Raw genomic sequence first — 24,432 nt, forward strand, 5'->3', positions numbered from 1 at the left:
GTACACACGACCGCCTCAGTCCTTCATCCAAACGTCGTCGACCACGATGCTCGCGTCCATCGGTATGCCGTAATTACCCAGCATGAGCCTGCCCTCGTCGGTCATAAGGGCGCGGATTCGGTCTTTGTCTACCTCAGCTGTTTCTGCATCGACCTCGAACACCAGCTCGTCATGGACCTGGTTGATCGCCGCCGCGTAAAGGTCGGGGGTCTCGCGCTCGAGCCGGTCGAGGACGCGCATCAGCAAGTCCGCGCCAGAGCCCTGATCCGGGTAATTGAGGCTTGAGTTGAGGCCGGCGGCGACCACCGGGCGACCCATCAGCGTGGTGTCGGCACAGATCGGGGCGTGTTTGGCCTTGCCGTGTTTGGGGTCGTAAATCCGCACGCTCCCGTGCAGGCCGAAGCGTCCGCCCAGTCCATCTGGGTTATAGCGATGCTCGCTGCGCAGGTGGGTCGAGGCCGACAGCAAGCGGATCTCCGGGTAGGCGTTCAGCCATAGATCGATGTCGGTCTGTGCCTCTTCCTCGCTCATATGCACATCGAACACCTTGGCCGCGTGACGGCGGAATGAGACGGCAGCCATGCCGTAGAGCAAGGACAGATTGGAGACCTTGCCGCGCTTGCGCGCGTCGCCGATCTCCTCTTTGAGTTCGTCCATGCGCGCCTTGAGCGCGGGGCCGGAAAGGCCCGCGACCTCGGCCTCTGGATCCCAGCCGAGCATGCGCAGACCGGTGTAAGTGTGAACGTCCATGCCAATGCAGAACGCGTTACGCAGCGCCGAGTAACCGGCAAATCGGCGGTGGTCAACGCCCTGTAGATTTGCCAGCGCCGTCGCCGTATCGACGTCCGGCGCCAGACGATTGAGCCAGGTGCGGAGCGCGAGAGCGAAGACCGCCACGCGCTCCGTTTGCCGGGCGGTATCGAAGCGTGACCAGTCGCGATTGGCGTAGGCCTGGTCGGCGGACTCGCGGGCTTCGGTGATCGCATCAGTCGTCGCCGAAGGCGCGAGCGCGACCGCTTCCCGGAAGTCCGGCAGGTGCTGGCCATAGGTTTTATGCGCGTAGTCCTCATCATTGAGCGCGCGAACGATCCGGCGCTGTTCGCGGATGGCGAGTGCTGCGCCCACGCGCACATCGATGGCGGAGTAATCGCAGGAGATGATCTTCTTGCCCTTGCCGGCACGCACCAAGGCGCGGAAGGCCGCGACGCTGGGCGCGTTCTGCAGGTTGGGCTCTGAGGAGGACAAGCGCACGGTGGCGGTGACCGGCGCGTACAGGCTGTGGACCCGGCTGTCGTCGGCGCGGTCCGCAAAACCCAGTAGCGCCAGCGCCATCCCGGCCCGCTTGGTCGCGTGATTAATCCTGGCCAACGCATGGAACAACGGTGCCGCTGGACTGTGGGTGATGCCCAGCCCGCGCAGGTCTTTCTCGCCCACTTTGGGCGCGTCGGACTTCGGCGTACGCTCGACGGTGATGCCGTAGTCGAGCAGCGCTTTGGCCAGCGCGTTCTTGAGCGCTGCGCTGGTGCCGGTTCCGATATCAGCGAGTCCCTCGCGGTAAGGCGCGATTCCCGGTGCGAGTGCGATCAGCGTATCGGTCTGCTGATGCGCCTCCTGCGCGCACTGCGCGACGTACTGCGCAACGCCCTCACGCGACAACGGCATGCCCCGTAGGTGCAGGTCGGCCAGCTGCAGCGGCGCGCGCTCATAGAGCGCCGCGAAGCGCTCCAGATACGCCGGCAGGGATTGCTTCCAAGCATCATAAGCAGCCAGGAGATCGGTGCTGACCGAGGTGCCGACCAGCACCATCACCAGCTTGTGTAGATCCACAACGTCGCCCAGCGCGTAGTCGTAATGGGCGCGCGACAGCGGCGCCGGGTCGGTCCAGTGACGCGGCTTCTGGTAGGTCTTGTCCATGTGCTCATTGATGCCATGGACGTGGCAGAGCGCCGCCAGGCCCCATCCGACCGATTGACCGACTTCATCGAGAATGCGTGGGTCCTTGGCGATCCGCGCGCGCAGCAGTACGGGCGATTCGGGGGCGATCAGGCGGGCGAACAGCAGCGTGTCCAGCACCCGCTCAGGGCGCGTATCCGGTGCCAGCGGCATCAGCCAGCCCAGATCGAAGGTCGCGTTATGCCCGACGAACACGCCCCGCAGTGCCGCTCGCGCAAGCTGTGCGCGTTGTGCCGCAGTGAGTGTGTCGAGGTCCCAGCCCGCCGTGACAATCTGGCCCTCGGCATTGGGCCAGACCGCCGTCAGGACGCGTACACGCAAGGTATTATCGCTGCCGGCCGTGAGCACCTTTTTGGTCAGCTTGACCGGTTTTGAGGCCTGCGTCAGTCCGGTGGTCTCGGTGTCCATGACCTGCCACGGGGCGCCTGCCAAGGATTCGATCAGCGCGCTGTCGTTAGCGTCAGCCCAGCCGCTCGCCGCCAATTCTGCAGGGTCTACGCTGACCGTGGACGGCGCGCCTGGCGCTGGCATTTCGGTGCTCGTAGCCTCGGTCTCTGGCTCAGTGGAGTCCTCAGTCAGCCCGAGCTGCTCCACGAGCCCGATTAGCTCAGGGGTCAGCTCGGTTGAGGCAAGCAGCTTCGCTAGGCTGGAATCGCCCAGGCTGTGGAGCGGCGGCGCTGACTGGTCGCCGCCGCGGAAAGCCGCAGCGCTCAACGAGGTGGTCGCCACCGCCATGCAGACAGCGAGGCTGGTGGGGTCGGTCAATGTGGGTTCGCGTGATGACATGATGAGGACTAGGTGTCGTCAGAATTTAAGCGCGAACGAGGTGCAGGGAGTACGCGTTCGTAAGGCGGTGGGGTCGCGATCCATCAGGTAGATGACTTCTTGTACGTCGGGCGGTATGACCTGACTCTTGAGTCCGCCGCCGACCTGGATGGCGCGCACCCTGGGTGGCCCAGCCTCCGGGCGAGCTCGGGCAAACAGCTCGGCGCCCGCGAGCGCGGTCTCGACGCCCTCGGCCACGATCAAGGTGGCCGCATGCTCGGCGCCCAACTCGATGTAGGCGCCAGCGATCCCAATCTGTTTGTCGAGTGGCGCGGTGCCCTTCTTGCCAGGCGCATCCTCTGGCGCGCGTCCGTAGTGCTCAGACAGCGGAATGTAGTGGTAAGTGATGGGCCGTCCGTCCGGAGCACGCACCAACGCCAACACTTGCGGCGGTTTGGTCTTGAATCGCCCCTTAGCCGGCATCGTCGCGATCCCGCGCAAGGCCGCCGGGAGTCTGCCGACGGCAAGGCCACGTGAGATGAGATATCGCGTGGGCGCTTCGTTGTGATCAGCCTGTAGCCAGCGTCCAACCTGTACGGCAGAGGCGGGACACGCCAGCGGCGGCAGGTCGGCCTCAAGGGCGTACTCGTCTGCCCAGGCCACTGATTGTGCCAGCGCCGCCTCAGCGGCTAATCCGTGGCCGTCCGGCAGGTCCTGCAGGATGCCCGCGACGAGATCGATGCCGTTGGCGGCGCGCACGTGCGCGCAGGAATTGCAGATGCCGCCGCCGGTGAAGTCGGCGTCCGGGAAGAACCGGAAGGCCTCGCCGGAGGCTCCGCCGTGGGCGGGGCATGCCTGCGGCTCGCCTGGGAAAAAGCTCACTTCGAGACGCTTCGTCTCGTTCAGCCAGGTAAAAAAGCCGGACCAGTGGCCCAGCAAACGGACCTTGGCGATTTCGGCGGGCGACGGCGCACGGAGGGGCTTCTTCGTGGGGCGGGCCGGAGGCTGTGGGTAGGCTTGATCGGTCATGCGATGTTCCTCGATTAGGGTGTCTATACCAGCAATAGGCTGGGTCGAAAATTAGAACGAAAAATAAATCGAAAAAAAAATCCGCAACTGCAATCTCGGCAGTGCGGTGGGGCAGAACGACACCCGATCAAGCGAACTAGGTGCGCGCGAAAATTGAGGCGGCGCCGGAGTCACAAGCAAAACGGAGCCCGCAGGCTCCGTCGTGGAATGAATTACTTCAGTAGGCCCTGCTCACGCATGATGAGGGCGATCTCGGCGTGGGCGGCGATCGTTTGGTCGTCGATATCGCCAGATTCGCTCGCCAGCGCAGCATTGGCTACGCGTGCGTGCTCGTCGGGGCCTAGCATCGCGAAAAACTCCTCAGCCCAGAAGGCAACCGTTTTGTCACTGACGTCAGCAATGCGTAAGACGTTCTGCTTGAGTACGGCAAGGACGTCCTCCTCGGTGATCCCAAAGGCTGAGCTTGTCGATAGCGCTAGTGCATTCATCTGCGGCATTCCTATGGTTGACCGGCAAAAGGCCGGGCTCGTGAAGGACTAGGGGGAGCGAGGAATTGGGGAGGCGAGCGGGTCTGGCCTGGGATCTACCCGCGGCTCACACCAGCAGGTCCCGCTCACGCATGAAGATGGCGAGCTGAGCCTGGAGGGCGAATCGCGCAGCCGTCTCCAGGCGTGCGTGCTCAACAGGTCCTAGCGACTCGAAGAAGGTCTCAGCCCTCGCCGCCAGCGTGCGAAGGTTGGGCGTGACCAGGCGCGAAGCGTACTGATGCAGGACGGCGTCGACGTCAGCCTTCGTGAGCTTGATGGTCACAGGCGCCAGGCCCCTGGCGGCTGGCAGCGCTTTCGGGCGCTGGCGCTTGAGTATTCTCGTGGGGGTTAGGGACTCAGGACGGGCGGATGAGCCGCCGAGGGATGCGGCCAGAAGGGCTTGGCGCTTCGCGTCAGCCATCGGCGCCTTCGGAAGTTCGGGCTTCGCGCCGTTCTTTGGCCCGCCACCCAGGAATGGCCGTCTGGCCGGGCTCGTGTCCGCCGGGTTCTCGGTGCGCGATAGCAGGAGCCCGAGGGAGTCGACGAATCGGCTAGCCTTGGGCTTAACGGCATCCGGCGGCGCGTACAGAGGCGGAATGGGTGCCAAGAGCGCTGCGCTCAGCCCTTCGCTGCGTAGCGTCTCGTCTGAAAGACCGCTCACTGCCTGGCGAAGAATCGAGAGTAATTCCGTGGCTTGCGCAGGTGGTGGCAAGGCGGTTTCGCTCTGCTCCGCGGGCTTCGCTGCGGGGCGCTGTTCCAGTAGCGCGGCGGTCAGAGCCTCCGAGGATAGTGCTGACAACGCTTTTGCGGCCTTCACCGACGCTTGAAGGGCGGGGATCTCGCTTGATTCCGAGGAACCCTCACTCGACGATGAGTCTCCGAAGTCGACGGGCTGTCCGTTCAGTCGATCGACCGCAAGCGCCTCAGCGATACGGATTCCGCCTCGCGTCACAATCTGGCTCCCGCGCCAGCCATCGAAGGTGATCGTGCGCAACTCACCGCTCGGAAGCTTGACCCGCAGCCGATCGCCGGTCTTCAAGAGCCCCTTCGCGTTGAGCGTGGCTTGCTTGATCTGCGCCCGGGCCAGCGCCCGCTCGAGCTTTTGCTGCATCTTGCGCGCCGCTTGCTGAGCCTCTCGTATCCCTTGCATCCATCGTCTCCAAGCTGGGTCCATTGGCCGGGCGCCGATCTTGCGCCTGATGGTGGGGACTAGGTGTCGGCCAAAATTAGAGGGCGCGGGGCCGGATGCGCTCGCCGTGACGCCTGCCATACCGCCACGTAGGCCATTCCCCCAGCCGATATCAATGACTTAGCGAGGCAAGACGGGGCGGCCCTAGCCACTGAACCACCTCCTAAAAGCCTTAATCGCACCCCGGGCTAGCGGAAGCCGGAGGCCACTCCCCCAGCCGATATCAATGACTTAGCTTTTTCCGGTGACGCCGTTTTTTCGCGGTTGCGATTAAGCGCGACAATAGAAAATGACTTAATCGCGGGTCTTAATCGCACTTTCTGGACCCCATTCCCCTAGCCGATATCAATGACTTAGGTGCTTTACCAAGAGGCACTGCGATTATAAAACGCTAAATACCTATACCTTACGCATATACGTACGTGCGCCTGTGTGCATGTATGCGTGTATGTGTGCGCATGCATGTGTGTGTATGCGTGTAAGGCAGACGATTCTTTAGTCGCATTGTCGCAAGCCACCCTCGTGGCCCCCCGTAAGTCATTGATATCGGCTGGGGGAATGGGGTGTGGCGCGCTGCGACTAAAGGGCGCGACGAAGGCATTTTCTATTGTCGCGCTTAGTCGCACCCCGCGCTCCTGGCTTCGGTCAGCGCCCTCGCGGCATCGCTAAGTCATTGATATTCGCTGGGGAACGGGGGTTTAGGCCCACCCGTCGCCAGCGCCAAGCGGTCCTTCTCAGTCATCGCCACCGCCGAGCCCATGGAAAACACCCCCCCTAGGGGGGGTGGTGAATCCGAAACCGAGCGAGAGCCGCCTTTAGCGACCCTCCGGCCGAGAAGCTCGCCTCTCGCGCCACACCCTCCCTTCCAGGGAAGGGAGATCCAGAATCCTCGCCGCCACCGCTCCAATTTTCGCCGACACCTAGTCCTCGCAAGCACCCGGCATTGCGCCGCGGCACCAATCAGCGAATCAGCGAGGAGAGCGGCATGGCGACACCCAGCGACACAGATCAGCAAACCCGCGAGGATAGCGCGTCGCGCCTCCCGCCGACGGCGGAGAAGGACCCTCTCGGCATAGATCAGCATGCGCCTGGCGCCAAGCTCGACGCCGGCAAGTCGCGCCCCGAGCTCGCGCTCAGCGGCTTTGTCTTGGCCCTTCGCAGCGTAGCGTCTCGCGTCGCCACCGGACGCCCAGACGAATTGCTGGCCTGCATCGAGGCCGAGCGCGCCGCCGTCACGGCCGGGAGCGCCTCTCGCCAGACCGCTGCCCTCGCGAACACCGCAGCGCTGATCTTGCACACGCTCACGGGTACTCGCTGCAACCCGCTACGCTCACTCGGCCCCTTGGGCCTGCCCTACACCCTGCGGCGCTCGGGGAAGTCGCCAAGGTCGCCACCTATGGCGCGGAGAAGCACACTCCCAATGGCTGTGTGCGGGTGCCTGCTGGCGTTCAGCGCTACACCGACGCGATGTAATGCACAATTAAAAGGTTTTTTATGGAATCTCGCGCGCGATTTATGATATTTGTCCCGCACGCTCCCCTGCTGTCCGCTGCGTACACTCGGCCACGCACATTCAATCGCTCAAAACTCGGCGACAACAGACCGAGGGTGAAAATTCAGTCTTAAGAAAAACCGATGGATACGATGCATCGTGGACACAATCGCTTCACAAGCGAAAGCATCAGCGCACGCCCAATCTCTTCCAACCGAAGCATGTGCAGAAAAAGCGGGGAGGCGTCGAGCCGCCCCCTCGCATGAATAGGCTCTAGGTCCTTGAAAGCCGTCTCGGTGATCCCGTTCAGCCCGATGCTGAAAATCTCGACTTCGCTTCGCCGAAACTCGGCCGCATCAGCCAAGCCGGCATCGACAGGTGCTGCAGCGAGATGATCAGGCAGCCTTGAGCAAATACAGGGCGTAGCCCTCCAAGATCAAAAACGCCAAACCGGACCACACGATCGTGGGCCAATCTGAATGCGTCATACCCTGGTAGACGAAGTAACAGCCTCCGAGCAGGGCGATCACGCTGACGGTGTTCGCTAGATGCTGGCTTTGTTCCTTGTTCAATCGCACGCTCATCTCCTCCATCCACCGCGAAAATGCGGGGCTCACCGAGGACTAGGTGTCAGGCTAAATTAGAGCGCCCTCCTTTTCGTTCGCCAGAGGCCCTCTTGGCGAATAAAAACCGTGGATCGTCATCGCAGGCAGGCTCAATCGGAGAATTCGCGCTACTGCGTCACAAGCGTCGCCGGACTGGCCGGAGGCCGTACGCAGGCCAACACCAGGGCGCACTCACACGGACCGCGCGGGCGTAGCGGCCAGGAGTACCGATGTCATGCCAGGCTTGCCGGTGGCCTCTGTGCAGGGCAACTTCGCCCGCCAGCATGGGCGGAGGGCGGCTTGGCTATGGATGATGTACAGCGCCGCTGTACAGACTGCATCCGCGGGTCGGTGAGTCTCTTCGTCACCCGGCGATGATGCTGCCACGCCGCGGCCTCACCCACAGGCACAGGCCGCAAGGAAGAGGCTCCCACTCGGCCAGCAGAACAGGTCGCGCAAGCGAGCCCTGGTGGCGTTCAAGCGTAGTAGGCGTATTGAAGCGGGATCCGGCTCAAACGCCGAAATACGCCCCACTATTACCGGCATAAACAGCAAGTTACAAACCATCACTGCAGTAAGGCGTTTAAGCGTTCAATGGATTAAGTCTTTATTTCTTAGATGTTGTGTAATCCTCAATCGCCTCCGGACCAGCTGTCTGCGCGCGTGGTAGGCCTGGCGAAAGGTTGCCTGGGATCAACGCTCAAACGCACAGCGCTCTGATCGTCCATAAGCCATTGGTTAGCATTGTTTTTTTGTCTGCGTTTGATGCTTCGTGCTGGTGCTACGCGAATCAAAAGCGTCAACGCGCCGCCTCGTCTGTCCTGGTCCGGCTCGAATGGCGCGAGCGCTTGCGAAATCATCACGTGGGCCGTCCATCCGGCGCCGGGGCTAAACGCGAGCACGTCAGCTGACCTGTCGGTATCGCATTGCGCCGCCAGCCCCTGGTCGCCACAATGGAAAAGTTGACCACCGGGTATGCAATTTCAGACTACCCGACAATCGCACCCTTCATTAAGCGCAGGTTGCTTCCTCTAATTTTCAGTTCCCCCTAGTACGCATGAGGTCAATCCTCAAGCGCCTACAGCATGAGCGCGTATCCATGCTGAACGAAGAGGAATATGAAGATGGAGTTACACGAAGTGCGAAGCCTGTTGTCCGACCCTGTCATTTTGCGTGCCCACTACCCCCTAGTCTCGTTCAGACGCAAAGCGGAGCCGATTCAGATTTCGCCGACCTGGCCCGTCGAAAGCCTAAATCTCGTGGTCATGGGAGAGGTGCTCGAGGCGTACGTAAAAGATAGTGGAGAACTGATTATCCGTACGATACACGGCTATCTGCGCTTCCATTGGCCCAGAAAAAGCGCTTGTCATTAACACCTTCGCGGCCTGGGACTTAACCCCCAGGCTGTTTTTATTGAACAAACTTATTCGAGGGATGAACCTCGGATTGCGGGCCGAATTGGCCACTTATTTCAAAGTCGACGGCCAAGCCTAGCGCGCTTTCGATTTGGCCCTTGTGGGGGGCTTCTTGACGGGCGGGTCACTCTTGCGTTTCGCCTGTGCCAAATCGGACCCCGCGACGGATTTTTGCGCCTTGGCGGTCTTTGAACGCTTTAGCGCCTTCCCAGCGAGACTTGCGTCTTTCTTGCTTGTGGTCATTGAGGCGCCCTCATTACGAGATCGGCTGTTCGGCGAGGGCGTCAACTCCTTCGCCGCTGCGAACGCCAGGAATGCGGAGCGGCTCAAGTGCCGCGCCTTCGCGGTTGCATCGATGCTGTGCAGTAGCGTCTCGGGCAGACTGATGTTCAGTCGCACGGACCTTGCCGGACGAAGGTGGCTTGGATCGATCTCTACCAGCATCCAATAGCCATCCCGATATCGGTCGTCTTGACCCATATCCTCCGGATCGGAGGGTGGCGGAATCAGAATGTCCTCACCCTCGAAATACAACTCGACTGCCTCCTGCGCCAGACGCGGCAGGTCATTCAGCTCGTCGGCCGCAGTAAAACAGCCAGGAAAGTCAGGGAACGATGCGCTGTATGCGCTTTCGGCATCTTTGTGAACGTACAACGGAAACAGCATTACTTGAACCTCCAGGGCCATCCCGCCCTGCTCTAATTCTCGTTAACACCTAGTCCTATTATGAAACCACATCGCAGCCAATCCTCGATCCTCACGCGTTTGACCTATCTATGCGCCCTGCTCGCCCTGGTGTCGCCGCTCTCGGCCTTCGCCGGAACCGCGAACCCGGCCGGCGCCACGGCCTGGACCGTCTACGCCTTTGCCAACGGCAACACGATCTACAACATCCTGCAGGCGGCCACTGGCCTGGTGAGTTCCAGCGCTTACTGGGCACTCCTCGGCTTCCTGGTGACTGTCGGTATCATTGGACTCTCCATCGCGGCGGCGCACCGCTCCGCGAGCGCTGGCAAGATTGTGGGCACCTTCATCGCCATCGTGGCGCTGACCAACATCGGGCTCAAGACCACGGCCACCGTCTATATCACCGACACCGTGACGGGCTACAGCAATACGCTGAGCAACGTGCCGCTGCTGATCGCGTTGCCGGAGGCCATCGCCTCGACCGCGGGCTACTCGATCACCAAGACACTGGAGCAGTTCTTCACCATCCCGGGCGACTTGACGGTCTCTGGCGGCGGCTTCAACCTCGCCAATTCTCTCGTCCAGGCCTCCACCGAGGTGCAGGTGACCGACCCGAACGTGCGCGCAACGCTTGCGGCCTTTACGCAGAACTGCATCGTGCCCTCGATCGTCTCCGGCCGGATCTCGCCTTACGCGATGATCAAATCATCGGATCTGTGGGGCACGTCGGGTCCGCTGTCTCTGGTCGACGGCTCCCCCTTGACCCCGGTCTACACCGATACGCAGCCCGCCGGCGCGATGGTCCCTTGCGGACCCAGCGGTGTGGGCGGCAACACCCCGACCGCAACCAACACCACGCCTGCGGTCAGCGGGCAGGACGCCTTTGATTACCTGCGCAGCTTCTTCGCTGCCGCCGCTCCGGGCTGGCTGGCCGACTCCGCCTCGACCTACGGCAACACCAGCGCCTACTCGTGGCTCTCTGGATCCATGGCGAGTGCACAGAGCTTCTTGTTTGGCGGCGCACTGACCAGCGGCTCCGGCCAATCGATCGAGCAGGCGGCCGCGATCAACGCCTTGCGGCCGGCCCTGAACGCGGCCGAGATCGCGTCCGGCAACTCCGCCGCCGTGACCGCCATGGCGATTAGCCAGGCCAAGCAGTCGCAGGTCTCCTCCTGGGGCACCGCCGCCGTTATCTTCCGTGACATGTCCGGCTATCTCTATTCCGTGCTGCAGGCCTTCCTGATCGCGATGACACCGCTGATCATCGCCGCTGCCTTCATCCCTGGCGCCGGCAAGCGCCTGCTGATCAGTTACACGCAGGTCATCATCTGGCTGGCGCTGTGGGAGCCGACCCTGGCGCTGGTCAACTTCATCATTGACTCCTACAGCCAGGGGCAGATGGGCGGCGTACTGGGCAGCTCCGGCGGCTACTCCATGGCCAACATGGGCGCCGTCACGCAAATGACCAGCCACCTGGTCCTCGCCGGCGGGTTCCTCGCCAGCATGGTGCCGCTGATCACCTGGGGCCTGGTCAAGGGCGGCATCGCCTTCACCGAGTTCCTTGCGGGCGGCATGGGCGCAGCCCTGGCCTCTCAGGCGGGATCCGCAGCCGCCACCGGCAATCTCTCGCTGGGCAACAAGAGCTTCAACAACACCTCCATCGACCAGGAAATGGAGCTGTACAAGCTCTCAGCGGGTAGTGGCGGCGCGATGGTGGGTCTGCCCGGCCCGGGCTCGAGCGAGACCTATACTGCCTCGGGCATTCAGGCGAACGTGGATGGCTCTGCGATTTCGCAACAGCTCGCGGCCAGCCGGAGCGCGATTGAGGCTCAGACCGCCGCGGTCACGCAGAGCTCAGTCGTAACCGCAAAGAGCGCGGCGAGCGCCGCCGAGTCAGCGCAAACCAGCGCCAGTGAGTCGGCAGCCAACGCGCTTGGCGAAGCGGGTCAGGGCGGACACACGATTACTGCCGGTGAGGCGGCAAGTTATCAGACGCAAGCCAACCACGCCGTGTCCACGCTGGCCTCGAATCTGATCAAGGCGGGGGCGTCCGCAGATCAGGTCAAGAAAAACATAGCGGAGGCAGGCGTTAGCATGACCGGTGCCGGCGTCGCGAAGATGTTGCAGGGGTTGGTTGAGAAGGGTCAGATCACCGAAGATGCGGCGGACGCCGGCGCGATAGACCTGGCGAAACGGGGAGGGAAAGAGGGGGTCAAGGCTGCCGAAGCCGGCGGCGCCGAGGCGATGAGCTTTATCGAAAAGAGCGGGAAATTCGTCAAGGTCAGCGGTAAGGTCGTCGGCGGCGTCCTGGGGGCGGCGCTGAGCGCCATGGACACAAAGACCGGAGGTACACTGCAATCGTCGACGGATGCCAAAGCCAGCACGAGCACGGACCATACGCAGAGTAATAAGGTAGAAAACGGCGAGACTGAGGCTGAGTCCCTTGGGCACAACGCCAAGGTCGAGGCCGCGATGTCGCAGTTCAATTCGTCAATGGCATCGGCCACGAAGGGGTTGGGTCACAACATCTCCGAGACCTACCAGAAGGCAGCGGACCTCTCGAAACTCGCCTCACGTGGCTATAGCGTGGCGCACAGCGCGCAGCTGACCAGTAATGCAACGGCAAGCCTCACGGTGCCGGTGGGCTTTGACAGCAGTGGCGCGGCACTCCGAACCGTAGATGGCGCGCTGACCATGCAAGAGAACAAGACGAAGCATCTCTCATCGATGCTGGGGTCTCTCCAGGAGCAAGTGCAGCATACGATCGCGGGGGATGGCAGCAAGATCGCTGCGCCCACCGCCCCAGGCCTGACGCAAGCCCAGATGCAGAGCGCGCAGCAGGAAAGCCAGCATGCGCGCACGGTGCTCGCGAGCCCGAAGTATCAGCAAGCGCTCAGCAAGGCAGAAGCAGAGTTCTCCGGCAAGCCTGGCTCCACGGAGTTCGATCAGGAGCGCGCGGCCTTCAAGAGTCAGTATCTGGCCAAGACCAAGACCGCGACGGATGCCGCTGGCACGATATCGGCGACAGCGCAGACTAAACTCAATGCCGAAAAGGGCAAGGTGACCACCGAGACGGCGAGCCAGAATAAAGCCATTGCCAAGCAGGAGGCACAGACGGGCGCCGCGCTCAATTCGGCGAACCCCTTCTCCCCGATGACGGTCGGGGAGCAATACGGCAGCACCGCCGCAAAGGAGGCTCATAACCTGATCGCCACGATCGGCGAAGGGGGCGTGGCCTCCCTCGCTACCGTGGCTTCGAACTGGGCGGGAGGCGACCTTAAAGACCTTGCAAAAATCAAGGTGCCCGGCGCTGAGGGCATGACCATTGGCGCGATTGCGGCAAAGATGGGGACCAGTGTCAATGGCTTGCTCAAAACTACGGCGCAAACGGTGGCTAACGCTTCGCGCAATCTCGCCGAGGACACTCGGTCCGGTGTGGCGGAGTTGCTGGATGCGGGCGGCGGCGCTGACCTGCTAGCGGATGGCGGGATGGCCGCCCTGGGGCTCGCCACGGCAGCGCTCGCGGAGGTGGGTGGAGCAGGCTATGTCGGCTATCAGGCGGGCACAGTGCTTGACCGGTGGACAGGGGCTTCCAGCAAGGTCGCGGACTGGGCGGAGGATCTTGCCGGGTCAGGCGCTGCGGATCCTCAAGCCACCGCGCCTACATCACGGGCAGCACCCTCGACCGGGATGGTGAATCGAGGGGTAGCCGCTGATCAGGCAGCCTACGGAGAGCCAGGCGGAACTGACCACGCGCCACTATCGATGCCCACGCTAACCGGTAGCCCTTCCGTGCCCGCGCCGCCGACTCCCTCGATTGGGCCAGCCCCCAATCCTGAAACGGGCGGGCCGACACCTGGGGAACTTGGCGCCGAAGGCACAGACGGTCCAGACATCCCGCGAGACTCCAGCTCGTAGGGGGTGCGCCATAAGCAAAAATCTTGCCCACCACCCTCAACGGCGGTAGGCTCAACTTAGGGAGGCCGTGCGTCGCGCGGTAGAGATGAGGTACGAGAGCACCAACGTAGAGACTTGCATAGCGAGATGCATAGCCATGGCAACACACAAGAACAGCATACCAACCGAACCTGACGTCACGGTTCGTCCGATCTGGCCCACCCCCGCCGTCAAGGCAAAGGCCGCGCCCCTGCGCCTCAAGGCGATGGAAGCCCGCGATCGACTCAACGCCGAATTGTACCGCCGCGCGCCAGGCAGATCTCCGCACGCACACGGTTTTCGTGTACGCCAGGAGCGTCGTCTACGCGATCTGCTGGTGGCGAAGCTGGGCGTCGAGCGAGCCGCGAACCGCGAGGACTACAAGCCCGAGGGCTGGTCGTACTCGCCCTTCCTCCCGCTCGATGTCGGTCCCGAGTTCTCTACGCGCACGCTGGTGGCAATGGCGCGCCCAGCCCTGATTGCGCACGCCGAGCAGATCAGCGATCCACACGATCCGCTGGGCGGCACGATGGTTGAGGATCTCGATTTTCTGGTGGTCTACGGCGAAGACCCCTCCCCGCCACTCGACCGCCTGCCGGAGGCGCTGTCGCGCCTGCGACGCGTGATGTGCGGGCTGCGCAGGGCGCCAGGCGGCGCCAATGCCAAGTCGCTCGATGCCGTGATGCGTGGCAGCAAAACCTGGATCGCGACCGAGACACTGCGGCCGCCGACCCGAAAGCGGGCGATTAGGCGTCCGTTTCTAGTCCTGGCGTGGCTGTTTTTCGTGGCGCCCGAGGCGGGCATTGCCACCATGCTCGTGCGCCGCATGCTGGAGGGCACCCTGCCGGTCAATGCACACGACGTCCTCGGAGCTTTGGCGTGGGGGCTGGGCGCTTCCGCTATTCCGCTGTGGACGCTACTGGCGTCGAGGCAAGCGCGGAAGCGCCGTGCGGCGCTCATCAAGGAGGCGCGAGACCAGCACTTTCAGGTTCACGCGCAGGACGAGCCCATGCGCGCGGATTACGTGCGCATGGCGCCCGTGGTTCAGGCGATCAGGCCTTGGCGCGATCTGGCTCGGGCGGAATACCGCAGCTATCACGCAAGGCTGCAGCGGTACCAAGGGCATCAGGCGAAAGCCCGGGCCGAAGAAAGTCGGCTAGAGGCTGAAAAGGATGCGGCGCGGCATTACAGTCCTGCCGACCTGCTTTGCACGATTAATACCGGCGACTAAGCCGCCTCATCCGCCTCATCCGCCTCATCCGCCTCATCCGCCTCATCCGCCTCATCCGCCTCATCCGCCTCATCCGCCTCATCCGCCTCATCCGCCCCACCCGCCCCACCCGCGCCTACCGCCCTCAACGGCGGCAGGCGCAAATCAGCGCGAACAAAGCCGTGCTTTGCAAGGTAGAGATGAGGTACGAGAGCACCAACGTAAAGACTTGCATAGCGAGAGGCATAGCTATGGGCAACACACAAGGACAACAACCAAGCCGCACCTGACACCACGGCTCGACCCATAATGGAATTTGGCGTGAGGATGGGCCTCCATGAGAAATTGGCTCTGCGCAGCTTTAGTGCCCGCGCTGCTGGTTGTTGGCGCTGCTTTCAGCGCCCTCCGCGGCACTCGCTGAATGCGCTGACATCGCGCGCCTGGAAAAGCAGGCCGGGAGCAGGGGCCCTGTAGCTGAAACGCTCTAGCCAAAGCTTAGGACTTTGCCAGTGCCGTGCGCGTAGATCGCGCAAAGGCTGACTATTGGTACCTCAAGGCGGCCGAGCAGATTAGCAGTACGAGATTGCGGAAAAAACCGGTGCTCAGGACCCTTCGCCGTACTTGCGGAACAGCTGTGCGCAGCGCTTGAAATTTCCGCGACACCTAGTCGATATATCAAGTGCTATCGATAAAGGACAACGATGTTTCTGACGCCCGACGAACTGCTCGAACTCACAGATTTTAAAACGAGCCGCAAACAGCTCGAGTGGCTGCGCGCGAACGGCTACCCCTTCGCGATCGGCGGCCACGGGCGCCCGAAAGTTTTGCGCGACGTTATGCTCGCCCGGTGCGGCTCGCAAGCGGCTACCCAACGCCCGAGAGTAAGGCTACCATGAGCCTCATGCGCCCCCGTAAAACAGACCGCCACCTTCCCGCATGCATGTATCTCAAGCATGGCGCGTACTGGCTCGTTAAACGCGGCAAGTGGACGGCTCTTGGAAAGGCTTATGGATCCGCGCTAACTGAGTACGCCCGACTCACGAAGCCCTCCACGGGCGGCATGCCGAACCTGATTGAGCGCGCCCTCCCGTTCATTCTCAAGGACAAGAGCGCGAGCACGCGCAAGCAATACGAACAGGCTGCTCGGGTGCTGGCCGACGCGTTACAGGAGTTCAACGCCGATCAAGTCACGCAGGCCGACATTGCAGACATCAAGAGAGCATACGCAGACCGACCGAACATGGGAAATCGCATCCTGTCGGTGCTGCGCCTGATCTTTCATCACGCCGTCGAGTGGGGCGAGATTCCCAACAATCCTGCAATCGGCATGAGGCGATACGTCGAGGCGAAGCGCGATCGGTATCTGTCGGACCAAGAATATGCAGCCATCTGGGCTGCGGGAAGCGATTCACTGCGCGCCATCATGGATGTGGCCTACCTGACCGGTCAACGGATTATGGACGTGCTCAGGCTTCGCTTGTCGGATATCACCGATGGGGGCATCGAAATCAGGCAGGGTAAGCCCGGGCAACGCATGCTTGTCGAGATGACGCCGGGGCTGCGCGATGCGATCGAAGCAGCGAAGACGCTCATCCGGCCGGCGCGGGCCATGACGCTATTCTGCACGATGCGCGGGGCACGGCCCTACGCCTACCGGACGGTGCGGGATATGTATGCGTCGGCCTCCGAGAAGGCTGGCGTGGCGAACACGACACTCCATGATTTGAGGGCCAAGGCGCTGACCGACATCGATCGCGAAGGTGGCGATGCACAGGCTCTGGGCGGACATTCTTCGGCTGCAATGACGAAGCGCTACCTTCGGGTTTTGAAGACGGTCAAAGCCACACCGCCGACGGCAATCAAGCGCTAAGTATTAGACAGTCTAATAGACAGCACATAGACGAATGAGCATTTTAGAAGATAAAACAGCAACTTACACTCACACTCCGATGATGCAGCAGTACCTGCGCATCAAGGCAGGGCAGCCTGAACGACTGCTGTTCTACCGCATGGGCGATTTTTACGAGCTGTTTTTCGATGATGCGCGCAAGGCAGCGCGGCTGCTCAATCTGACGCTAACCGCACGCGGGCAGTCTGCAGGCGAACCTATTCCCATGGCCGGCATACCCGTCCACGCCGCTGAGCAATACCTCGCACGCTTGGTACGCCTGGGCGAATCCATTGCCATCTGTGAGCAAGTCGGCAATCCGGCAACCAGCAAGGGACCGGTCGACCGCGAGGTCGTGCGCATCGTCACACCCGGCACCGTGACCGATGACGCCTTGCTCAACGCTCACCAGGACAATCTGCTCGCCGCCGTCACCCGAGGCAAGAGCGGATATGGCCTTGCAGCACTCGACCTCAGCAGCGGGCGTTTCAGTATCTGCACGCCGGAAAACGAAGAGGCCCTACTCGGCGAGCTTGAACGCCTGCATCCCGCCGAGCTACTCGTGCCGGACGGGCTCGCCCCGCCCGGCGGTGAGCGCCAAGGCGTCACTCGCTACCCACCCTGGCACTTCGAACCAGAGACGGCCTTCGAACTACTCACGCGCCAGTTCGGCACTCACGACCTTAGTGGTTTTGGCTGTGACGACCTGCCTGACGCCATCGGCGCCGCAGGGGCCTTGCTCCACTACGCGGGCGAGACGCAACGTACCGCACTCCCGCATATCACCGGCCTCGTACTCGAACGCCGCGATGAGGCTGTCATCCTAGATGCCGCCACCCGTCAAAATCTCGAACTCGAACGCAACCTGTCCGGCGGCCAGGAGCACACGTTGGCAAGTGTGCTCGACCACACCGCAACCCCCATGGGTAGCCGCTGCATGCGTCGCTGGATCAATCGGCCACTGCGCGACACCACGGTATTGCAGGAACGCTATCAAGCCATCGGGATGCTGATTGAAACCGCCACCTACACTGGCCTACGCGAACAACTGCGCGGCATCGGCGACATCGAAAGAATTATCGCGCGCATCGCCCTCAAATCAGCCCGTCCACGTGACCTCACCACATTACGCCGTGCGCTGGACACCCTCCCCACACTGCGCGGCGCGCTCTCACCGCTGGATACGCCGCTACTCGACCGATTGAGCACGAAGCTAGATGGGCAACCCGAAGTAACCGAACTGCTGCACCGCGCGCTTATCGACGAGCCGCCGCTGCTGATCCGCGACGGCGGGGTGATCGCCTCGGCCTATGATAGTGAACTCGATGAGTTACGGGCCTTGTCGGAAAACGCGGACCAATTCCTCGTCGACCTTGAAGCCCGCGAACGCGAACGCAGTGGCATCGCCAATCTCAAGGTCGCCTACAACCGCGTCCATGGCTATTACATCGAAATATCCAGGGGACAGGCCGACAAGGCCCCCATCGACTACACGCGACGTCAAACCCTCAAGGGCGCCGAGCGCTACATCACGCCAGAACTCAAAAACTTCGAGGATAAAGTTTTGTCGGCGCGCGAGCGCTCGCTCGCACGCGAAAAATTGCTTTACGATGATCTGCTCGAACGCCTCGAACCCACATTGGACATCTTGCGTAGCACTGCATCTGCACTCGCCGAACTGGACGTACTATGCGCCCTCGCCGAACGCGCATACAGCCTGGACTACGCCGCACCAGAACTGATCGAATCCCCCGTCCTGTGCATCGAAGGCGGGCGGCACCCCGTAGTCGAGCAAGTACTGAGCGAGCCCTTCGTGCCCAACGACCTCGACCTTACCGACGCGCGGCGCATGCTGGTCATTACGGGCCCCAACATGGGCGGAAAGTCCACCTACATGCGGCAAACTGCATTGATCGTACTGCTCGCCCACATTGGCAGCTACGTGCCCGCTAGCCGCGCGCTCATCGGTCCCATCGATCGCATTTTTACCCGTATAGGCGCAGCCGACGACCTGGCCTCTGGCCGCTCCACGTTCATGGTTGAAATGACGGAAGCCGCGAACATCCTCAACAACGCCACACCGAACAGTCTCGTCCTCATGGATGAAATCGGCCGCGGCACCAGTACCTTTGATGGCCTCTCACTGGCCTGGGCCTGCGCGCAACATCTGGCCGAAACCAATCGCTCGTTCACACTCTTCGCCACACACTATTTCGAACTCACCACCCTACCTGAAGAATGCCTCGGTGTAGCTAATGCGCACACCGAGGCCGTGGAACATGGGGACAACGTCGTTTTTCTTCACCAACTCAGGCCTGGCCCCGCCAGTCAGAGCTACGGCTTGCAGGTCGCACGCCTTGCTGGCGTACCACCAGCCGTGATCCGCCGAGCGAAGCACCGCCTAGCCAAGCTTGAGGAGCAGGCAGTCGCAGCCGCGGATACGCGGCAGCAATACAGCCTATTCCCGCCGAGCGCACCAGAAATCGATCCAACCGGAGAGGCCCTTGTTCAGGCATTGAACAATACCGATCCAGACACCCTCACCCCACGCCAAGCCTTGGACACCTTGTATCGTTTGCGCGCCTTGATGGTGGAAACTCAAAAAGAGACCTAGCCTAGATACTCGCGCCGGCACCGGAAGACGGCGATACCACGGCAACATTTCAACGTCGCTCCACCTCGAGCGCACAACGAAAGGGTGGGGGGACTTCGAGTATCCGTGACAAGGCGTAAGCTGCTGCCGGACGCATATGCACCGCCACCATTTCAATATTGGCGATATTGCAAAGGTCATGTACCGCGACCAACCATTGATAGTAAATCGCGTCGATGAACGGCACGTTCTTGAGATCGTAAATCAGACGTTTAGCCGCACGCTTTTGAATGTGCGCAAGCAACGGTTCCAGATAGGCGTCCGGGTCAGCGGGATCAAGCCCCTCTCCCGGCTCCAACAAAATGTTGCCCTGCCCGATTCGCGTCAGATGCATACCCGACAGAACCGGCACCATGGCCGTCCTCATTGATGCCGCTGGATCATCAGGCCCCACCATTAGAGACCTCTATACCCATCTGGCGGAAGGCCAGTTTCAAACCTTCGGACAACGTCGAGCGCGTTGTGACTGCACCCAGATCGATGTTCAAACTAGTAATTGCACGGGCGATGTCTGGACGAATTCCGGTTAAAATCGCCGTTGCACCCATCAGACCGATCGCCCGGATCATCTGAATCAGGTGATGCGAAACCTGAGAATCAATCGCGATGACACCCGTGACATCGATAACCACCACTTGAGCACGTTCTGTCTCAATACGTGATAATAATTTATCCATAACCATCATCGTGCGCGAAGAATCCAAACTACCAATCACCGGCAGCGTCAACACACCATCCCATATTTCGGTGATCGGCGTCGCGGTTTGTCGAAGCTCTTCCTGCTGAGCCTGTATCGTTTTTTCTTTTTCTTGTAGATAGACGTGAAATACATCCAGCATGATGTCATTGAATACGCTGGCCAACAAAAGTGGGATTTCACGCATCAACTGAACATCAATCCCTTTATCAGTTTCCAAGTTATCCAGGAACACGCGCTGTAAAAACTGTATATATCTTACAAACTCATCTAGAGAACCGCCGCGCATCAGGATTTGTTGAGAGCATGTCCTGAAAAATTGGCGCAATGCCTTAAATTCCATTCCATGACGGTCGATTTCATCTCCCGCCTGAAGAACAACAACAAAAAGCTCCAAAAACTCCAGACTGTAATCGTTTATTTCATCCTTGGATAAAAGATTCCCCTGACCAAAAATGCCATGACCCTGATCTTCAATAATTGAGGATATTTTCCCGACATTGGTCATCAACTGCTCAATAAGGGCGCGATTAACCGCTTTTTGAGTATTTTTCTTTGTAGCCATAATTATTCCTCTTCCGGTAACTGCGGGGAACAAATGACGAAAAGCGACTTATCATCATTGCCTCTGGATACAATTTGCCCCAGGAAAAGAGCGATCATCTGTGGATGTAAACACCACAGCCCCGGGAAAGTCGATATCAACCAATTTCTACGTATGCCATCCGACGCGGTAATAATCATGTCCCATGCAGGAAATGTCATGGTTTGGAGTTCCGCCCGTCGATGAGCATGCCCGAGTATACCCGGGGCGAGGGCGATTTCATGTCGAGCATTTTCATTCACATGGTACGCAAGCATATCGCCGACACCACACAGTGACGCAGTGCCCGCATAGGCATCAACCTCACCAAGCAATCCGACTGCTCCACGACCTCCCCGTAGCCGTTTACTGATCGCGCCCATCAGTTCATCCAAGGAAACATCCATATCCAACATCTGTCGCAAGGGATGCACAACCTCGGCTGCAGCAATGCCATGCCCCAGACCATCCAGGTGCAACCAACGCGTCCGCTGGCCCCTGCTCTGGACAAACAGGCCGTCGCCATTATACCGATCGTCCTGGTAAGCCCTCAGATACATTCCAACACGAGCAGGGGGAGCCGCTTCAGGCTCAACGCTCCGATCTTGATAGAATCTCGCCCAAACAGACATGCCATGCCAACCAGTCGCAGCGGATGTCCGCGCCGACTGGCTGTAGAAAGCACTATTGTCCGCAAGCCGTTTGATTGCACCCAGCCCCTTTCCCATCGTGCCTGCCGTGGTATATCCGTCCCTCGATGCCGCAGGCAAATCAACGATTCCTGGACCGTAGTCGAGCACAAATAGATCAATTGCCGCCGGCCAAGCGGACTCCCATAATTGAACCACACCTGTGCCCGCGGAGAATTTTATCTGATTACTGGTCATTTCATTACAGACCAGCTCCATGCGTTCTCGTGCCGCACTCGAAAAGCCCATTCTACGCGCCACCGCCCGCAGCCTGGAGCGCAGAAGAACCTGGCCGCTCTCATCCCGGATGATCTGCTCCAGCAATAGTTTAGTCATACCGTGTCCGTTTCAAACCACATGAATTGATGTATCGACCACAATTTCATCTGATACAGCAATGCGACCACGTCCGTTACGCTTGGCTTCATATAGTGCAGCATCTGAGCGCCCAACCAGCATCTCAAGGCTGTCATTCGGCAACAAAAAAGCAATACCGATACTGACCTTCCCCGACATATCCACCAAAATCTTTTCGGCAATACGTTTCGCAGTCGCCACACCTGCGAAAACGATAATTACAAATTCATCGCCTCCCATACGACAGGGGATGTCCACATATTCGCGTACCGATTCCTGCATAATCTGCGCCATACGCTTGAGATACTCATCTCCATACTGATGGCCATGCTGGTCATTTATTTGCTTAAAATAATCCAGATCCATCAAAATCAGGCACAACGGTTCGCTTTGTCGAGAACACCGCAAAATCGCCTCCTGCAACCGAGCGTCATAGGCGCCGCGGTTATAGATATTTGTCAGACTATCCACTTCGGCCGCGTGCAGAGATTCACGCAACTCAGCCTTTTTACTTTCAAGTTTTTCTTCAAGTGCGGATAGTTCTATCGCAGCGCGGGCACGAGCACTGGCCAACTCATCTTCAATTTTTCGGTTTCGGCGGATCAATAAATCAGGATCCGTAGACTCGCTGGCAAGACGCAATCGTTGACCAAGCTCCGCTAGGATATGTTCCGAAGTTGCCAGCTCGAAACGCGCGATGGGCATTCGACGACCACTCCATTCACAGTACAGCGTATCCTCCACCACCATCAGCAATACCTCCAATGAGGTACCCTTGTGAAGGTGATCCGTACGCAGCACCGGCATGATGTCGACAAGGGCGGCGGCACATGAAAACACATCGCCATGCAACGCATCGACCGCTTCAAGCACGAAACGTGCGAAGCGGTAACGATCCGGTTCGGCGATAACGACCAACCTCAAAAATACGCTCATCGTACTTATCCGGCCTCGTTGCTTCAGACAGCTTAGTTATAGCCAACGATCACGCCCGCCGCTCAACACAGGGCATTCCCACATTCGCAGCATGGACTCGCGCGATCCAGCGAATAGATTTAGTATTATGCTGTCCGGCGAGCGATCTACTTCACCTGTGCGCGCGTGCTGGAACTTCGTATATTCTGTAATCTGGAGAACATCATGACGTTCGTCGTCACGGAAAACTGCATCAAGTGTAAATACACAGATTGTGTGGAAGTCTGCCCGGTTGACTGCTTCCACGAAGGACCCAATTTCCTCGTGATCGATCCGGATGAGTGTATCGACTGCACACTCTGCGAACCGGAATGCCCTGCTGAGGCTATCTACCCCGAAGATGATCTACCGGAAGGTCAGGAACAATTTCTGGAAATCAACGCGGAACTCGCCCGTGGCTGGCCCGTGCTGACGACACGCAAGGAAGCCCCTGCGGATGCAGAAGACTGGGATGGGAAGCCCGAAAAACTACAGTATCTTGATCGCTGACTACGGAACAAACGCAACCGCTACACAACTTTACGCAACGGCTTTGAAACCGCCCGACAGCAGCGGGGCAGGCGCACCGATCGCCCCCCGCTGCATGTCTGATTGAATGTATCGACCTCAGTCGTACTGGTCGTGGTCTATCGTACCCACACTCTCCCCATTCATCTGCCGTCTCACAAAACCGACATCCTGCGCGTTAAGCGCAAAAGGGAAGGAACGGATGTCCGTCGGGCTGGAGTCGCCATAAGGTCGATTACAGGCAGACACCTCCTCATCGGTTTTACCTGGGCAGCCGGAGGTTTGGAATGGTTTGCCGGACGCGATCAGGGCCTCGACTTCTTCGGCACCCATGCCGAAATCCACGATCTGTCCCTGCTCGTTAAACCGCATATCGTCAATGCGACCACCGGCATAGTCGATAATGAAGCGCCCCAACTGCACGCGCCGCCATTGCTCCTGCGGTACCGCAGGCCATTCCTCCATCAATGAACCCTGCTCAGGGAAGAAGGCAAACATGTGGTTATGCCCTCCCATATCGCGCATCTTCTGACAAACCTGCATCATTTCCTGCTCGGTCTCACCCATACCGGCGATCAGATGCGCACCGAATTTCTCCGGCCCGAATATTTCCGCCGCCCACTCAATCGCCTGCCAGTATTTGGCCCAGCGGTGCGGACTATCCACAGTCTTGCCGCGCGTACGCTCAAAAATCTCAGGTGTTATCGCATCCAGCGCTACCGTAAAAATATCTGCACCTTCGTCACGTAACGCGACTAGATCTTCGTATTTCATTGTGGTCGGATTGGATAGGATAGAAACCGGGATATGTGGCACCGCCTTCATCCATTTGCGCAGCAGTACCAATGTATCGTGATCCGAATTCGGATGTGTGATCATGGATATACACATACGTTCGAACTGGCCCTTGTCGGCATTAGCCTTGACACGCTCAATGACCTCGTCATACCCGACGGTCGGCCAGTCTACTCGGATAAAATTACGGTCAGCATAGTCGCGCGATTCTTCACGGTGGCGCGCCAAACCGCAGTAGCTGCAATTTGCGCGACAACCTTCTGGATACGTTACCAGTAGGTTCAGACAGTGGGTGCACGATGTCCGATGCATGGTCCCAGGCACAAGACCCAGCGTGATGGCGGCAGCGGTCGACAGTTGCACATACTCAGGAGAACGCATCTCCGGCGTCTTCACATGGTAATCCGGGCGATAGAAATTCACCGGGGTCGTCAGGGTTTCGGCGCTCGCACTCATTTACAATCCTCCAAATATTCACAA

At 60.1% G+C, this 24,432-nt stretch carries 19 protein-coding genes; 7 read left to right on the forward strand and 12 right to left on the reverse strand.

All coding sequences use genetic code 11. The features are described from left to right. Nucleotides 1–15: 15 nt before the first annotated feature. The 4 genes from BI364_RS13655 to BI364_RS13670 form a co-directional block, all read right to left on the reverse strand. Nucleotides 16–2,739: a DNA polymerase gene (locus tag BI364_RS13655; protein ID WP_083251418.1), complete on the reverse strand. Its 2,724-nt coding sequence runs from the start codon at nucleotides 2,737–2,739 to the stop codon at nucleotides 16–18. Nucleotides 2,740–2,757: 18 nt separating this feature from the next. Beyond that, entirely contained in the window at nucleotides 2,758–3,747 is a 990-nt protein-coding gene (locus BI364_RS19320; protein ID WP_070079219.1) for a primase-helicase zinc-binding domain-containing protein, read from the reverse strand. Nucleotides 3,748–3,959: 212 nt separating this feature from the next. Continuing rightward, nucleotides 3,960–4,235, reverse strand: coding sequence for a hypothetical protein (locus BI364_RS13665; RefSeq protein WP_156782767.1), 276 nt, complete (start codon nucleotides 4,233–4,235; stop codon nucleotides 3,960–3,962). A 106-nt stretch (nucleotides 4,236–4,341) separates the two neighbouring features. Further along, nucleotides 4,342–5,424, reverse strand: coding sequence for a hypothetical protein (locus BI364_RS13670; protein WP_070079221.1), 1,083 nt, complete (start codon nucleotides 5,422–5,424; stop codon nucleotides 4,342–4,344). A 1,024-nt stretch (nucleotides 5,425–6,448) separates the two neighbouring features. Here BI364_RS13670 and BI364_RS13675 point away from each other — a divergent pair. Next, a complete protein-coding gene (locus tag BI364_RS13675) occupies nucleotides 6,449–6,982 on the forward strand; it encodes a hypothetical protein (protein ID WP_070079222.1) in 534 nt (177 codons plus the stop codon). A 368-nt stretch (nucleotides 6,983–7,350) separates the two neighbouring features. Here the strand turns inward: BI364_RS13675 and BI364_RS13685 are convergent, their stop codons facing one another. After that, nucleotides 7,351–7,539, reverse strand: coding sequence for a hypothetical protein (locus BI364_RS13685; RefSeq protein ID WP_156782768.1), 189 nt, complete (start codon nucleotides 7,537–7,539; stop codon nucleotides 7,351–7,353). Nucleotides 7,540–9,050: 1,511 nt separating this feature from the next. Further along, a complete protein-coding gene (locus tag BI364_RS13695; protein ID WP_070079226.1) occupies nucleotides 9,051–9,662 on the reverse strand; it encodes a type II toxin-antitoxin system HicB family antitoxin in 612 nt (203 codons plus the stop codon). A 39-nt stretch (nucleotides 9,663–9,701) separates the two neighbouring features. On the opposite strand from BI364_RS13695, the gene BI364_RS13700 reads away from it, so the two are divergent. Next, entirely contained in the window at nucleotides 9,702–13,580 is a 3,879-nt protein-coding gene (locus tag BI364_RS13700; protein WP_070079227.1) for a conjugal transfer protein TraG N-terminal domain-containing protein, read from the forward strand. Between the two features lie 136 nt (nucleotides 13,581–13,716). After that, nucleotides 13,717–14,829, forward strand: a complete 1,113-nt coding sequence (locus BI364_RS13705; protein ID WP_070079228.1) for a hypothetical protein — start codon at nucleotides 13,717–13,719, stop codon at nucleotides 14,827–14,829. On the opposite strand, the gene BI364_RS13710 is transcribed toward BI364_RS13705, so the two are convergent. Beyond that, entirely contained in the window at nucleotides 14,826–15,104 is a 279-nt protein-coding gene (locus BI364_RS13710) for a hypothetical protein (RefSeq protein ID WP_156782769.1), read from the reverse strand. The genes BI364_RS13705 and BI364_RS13710 overlap by 4 nt on opposite strands. A 405-nt stretch (nucleotides 15,105–15,509) precedes the next feature. Here BI364_RS13710 and BI364_RS13715 point away from each other — a divergent pair, with 405 nt between their 5' ends. The 3 genes from BI364_RS13715 (at nucleotide 15,510) to mutS (ending at nucleotide 19,310) form a co-directional block, all read left to right on the forward strand. Further along, nucleotides 15,510–15,704 carry a DUF4224 domain-containing protein gene (locus BI364_RS13715; RefSeq protein ID WP_070079230.1) on the forward strand — a complete coding sequence of 65 codons (195 nt, stop codon included), beginning with the start codon at nucleotides 15,510–15,512 and terminating at the stop codon, nucleotides 15,702–15,704. Further along, nucleotides 15,701–16,678: a tyrosine-type recombinase/integrase gene (locus BI364_RS13720; protein WP_233279520.1), complete on the forward strand. Its 978-nt coding sequence runs from the start codon at nucleotides 15,701–15,703 to the stop codon at nucleotides 16,676–16,678. Before BI364_RS13715 ends, BI364_RS13720 begins: the two co-directional genes overlap by 4 nt. Nucleotides 16,679–16,757: 79 nt before the next feature. After that, on the forward strand, nucleotides 16,758–19,310 hold the full coding sequence (gene mutS, locus BI364_RS13725) for a DNA mismatch repair protein MutS (protein WP_156782770.1): 2,553 nt from the start codon (nucleotides 16,758–16,760) through the stop codon (nucleotides 19,308–19,310). Between the two features lie 49 nt (nucleotides 19,311–19,359). On the opposite strand, the gene BI364_RS13730 is transcribed toward mutS, so the two are convergent. From BI364_RS13730 to BI364_RS13745, 4 genes are read right to left on the reverse strand one after another with little or no spacing between them, the layout of a single operon-like run. Continuing rightward, on the reverse strand, nucleotides 19,360–19,704 hold the full coding sequence (locus BI364_RS13730; protein ID WP_070079232.1) for an STAS domain-containing protein: 345 nt from the start codon (nucleotides 19,702–19,704) through the stop codon (nucleotides 19,360–19,362). 28 nt (nucleotides 19,705–19,732) lie between these two features. Next, nucleotides 19,733–20,611, reverse strand: a complete 879-nt coding sequence (locus tag BI364_RS13735) for an STAS domain-containing protein (protein ID WP_070079233.1) — start codon at nucleotides 20,609–20,611, stop codon at nucleotides 19,733–19,735. Nucleotides 20,612–20,613: 2 nt separating this feature from the next. Next, on the reverse strand, nucleotides 20,614–21,654 hold the full coding sequence (locus BI364_RS13740; RefSeq protein WP_070079234.1) for an ATP-binding protein: 1,041 nt from the start codon (nucleotides 21,652–21,654) through the stop codon (nucleotides 20,614–20,616). A gap of 12 nt (nucleotides 21,655–21,666) precedes the next feature. After that, nucleotides 21,667–22,611, reverse strand: coding sequence for a GGDEF domain-containing protein (locus BI364_RS13745; RefSeq protein WP_070079235.1), 945 nt, complete (start codon nucleotides 22,609–22,611; stop codon nucleotides 21,667–21,669). A gap of 204 nt (nucleotides 22,612–22,815) precedes the next feature. Here BI364_RS13745 and fdxA point away from each other — a divergent pair, with 204 nt between their 5' ends. Then, nucleotides 22,816–23,139: a ferredoxin FdxA gene (fdxA, locus tag BI364_RS13750; protein WP_070079236.1), complete on the forward strand. Its 324-nt coding sequence runs from the start codon at nucleotides 22,816–22,818 to the stop codon at nucleotides 23,137–23,139. Nucleotides 23,140–23,256: 117 nt separating this feature from the next. Here fdxA and BI364_RS13755 read toward each other — a convergent pair whose 3' ends face one another. Next, nucleotides 23,257–24,408, reverse strand: coding sequence for a radical SAM protein (locus tag BI364_RS13755; protein ID WP_070079237.1), 1,152 nt, complete (start codon nucleotides 24,406–24,408; stop codon nucleotides 23,257–23,259). Nucleotides 24,409–24,432: the final 24 nt, after the last annotated feature.

Origin of the sequence: Acidihalobacter yilgarnensis (assembly GCF_001753245.1) — a bacterium.
Classification (GTDB): domain Bacteria; phylum Pseudomonadota; class Gammaproteobacteria; order DSM-5130; family Acidihalobacteraceae; genus Acidihalobacter; species Acidihalobacter yilgarnensis.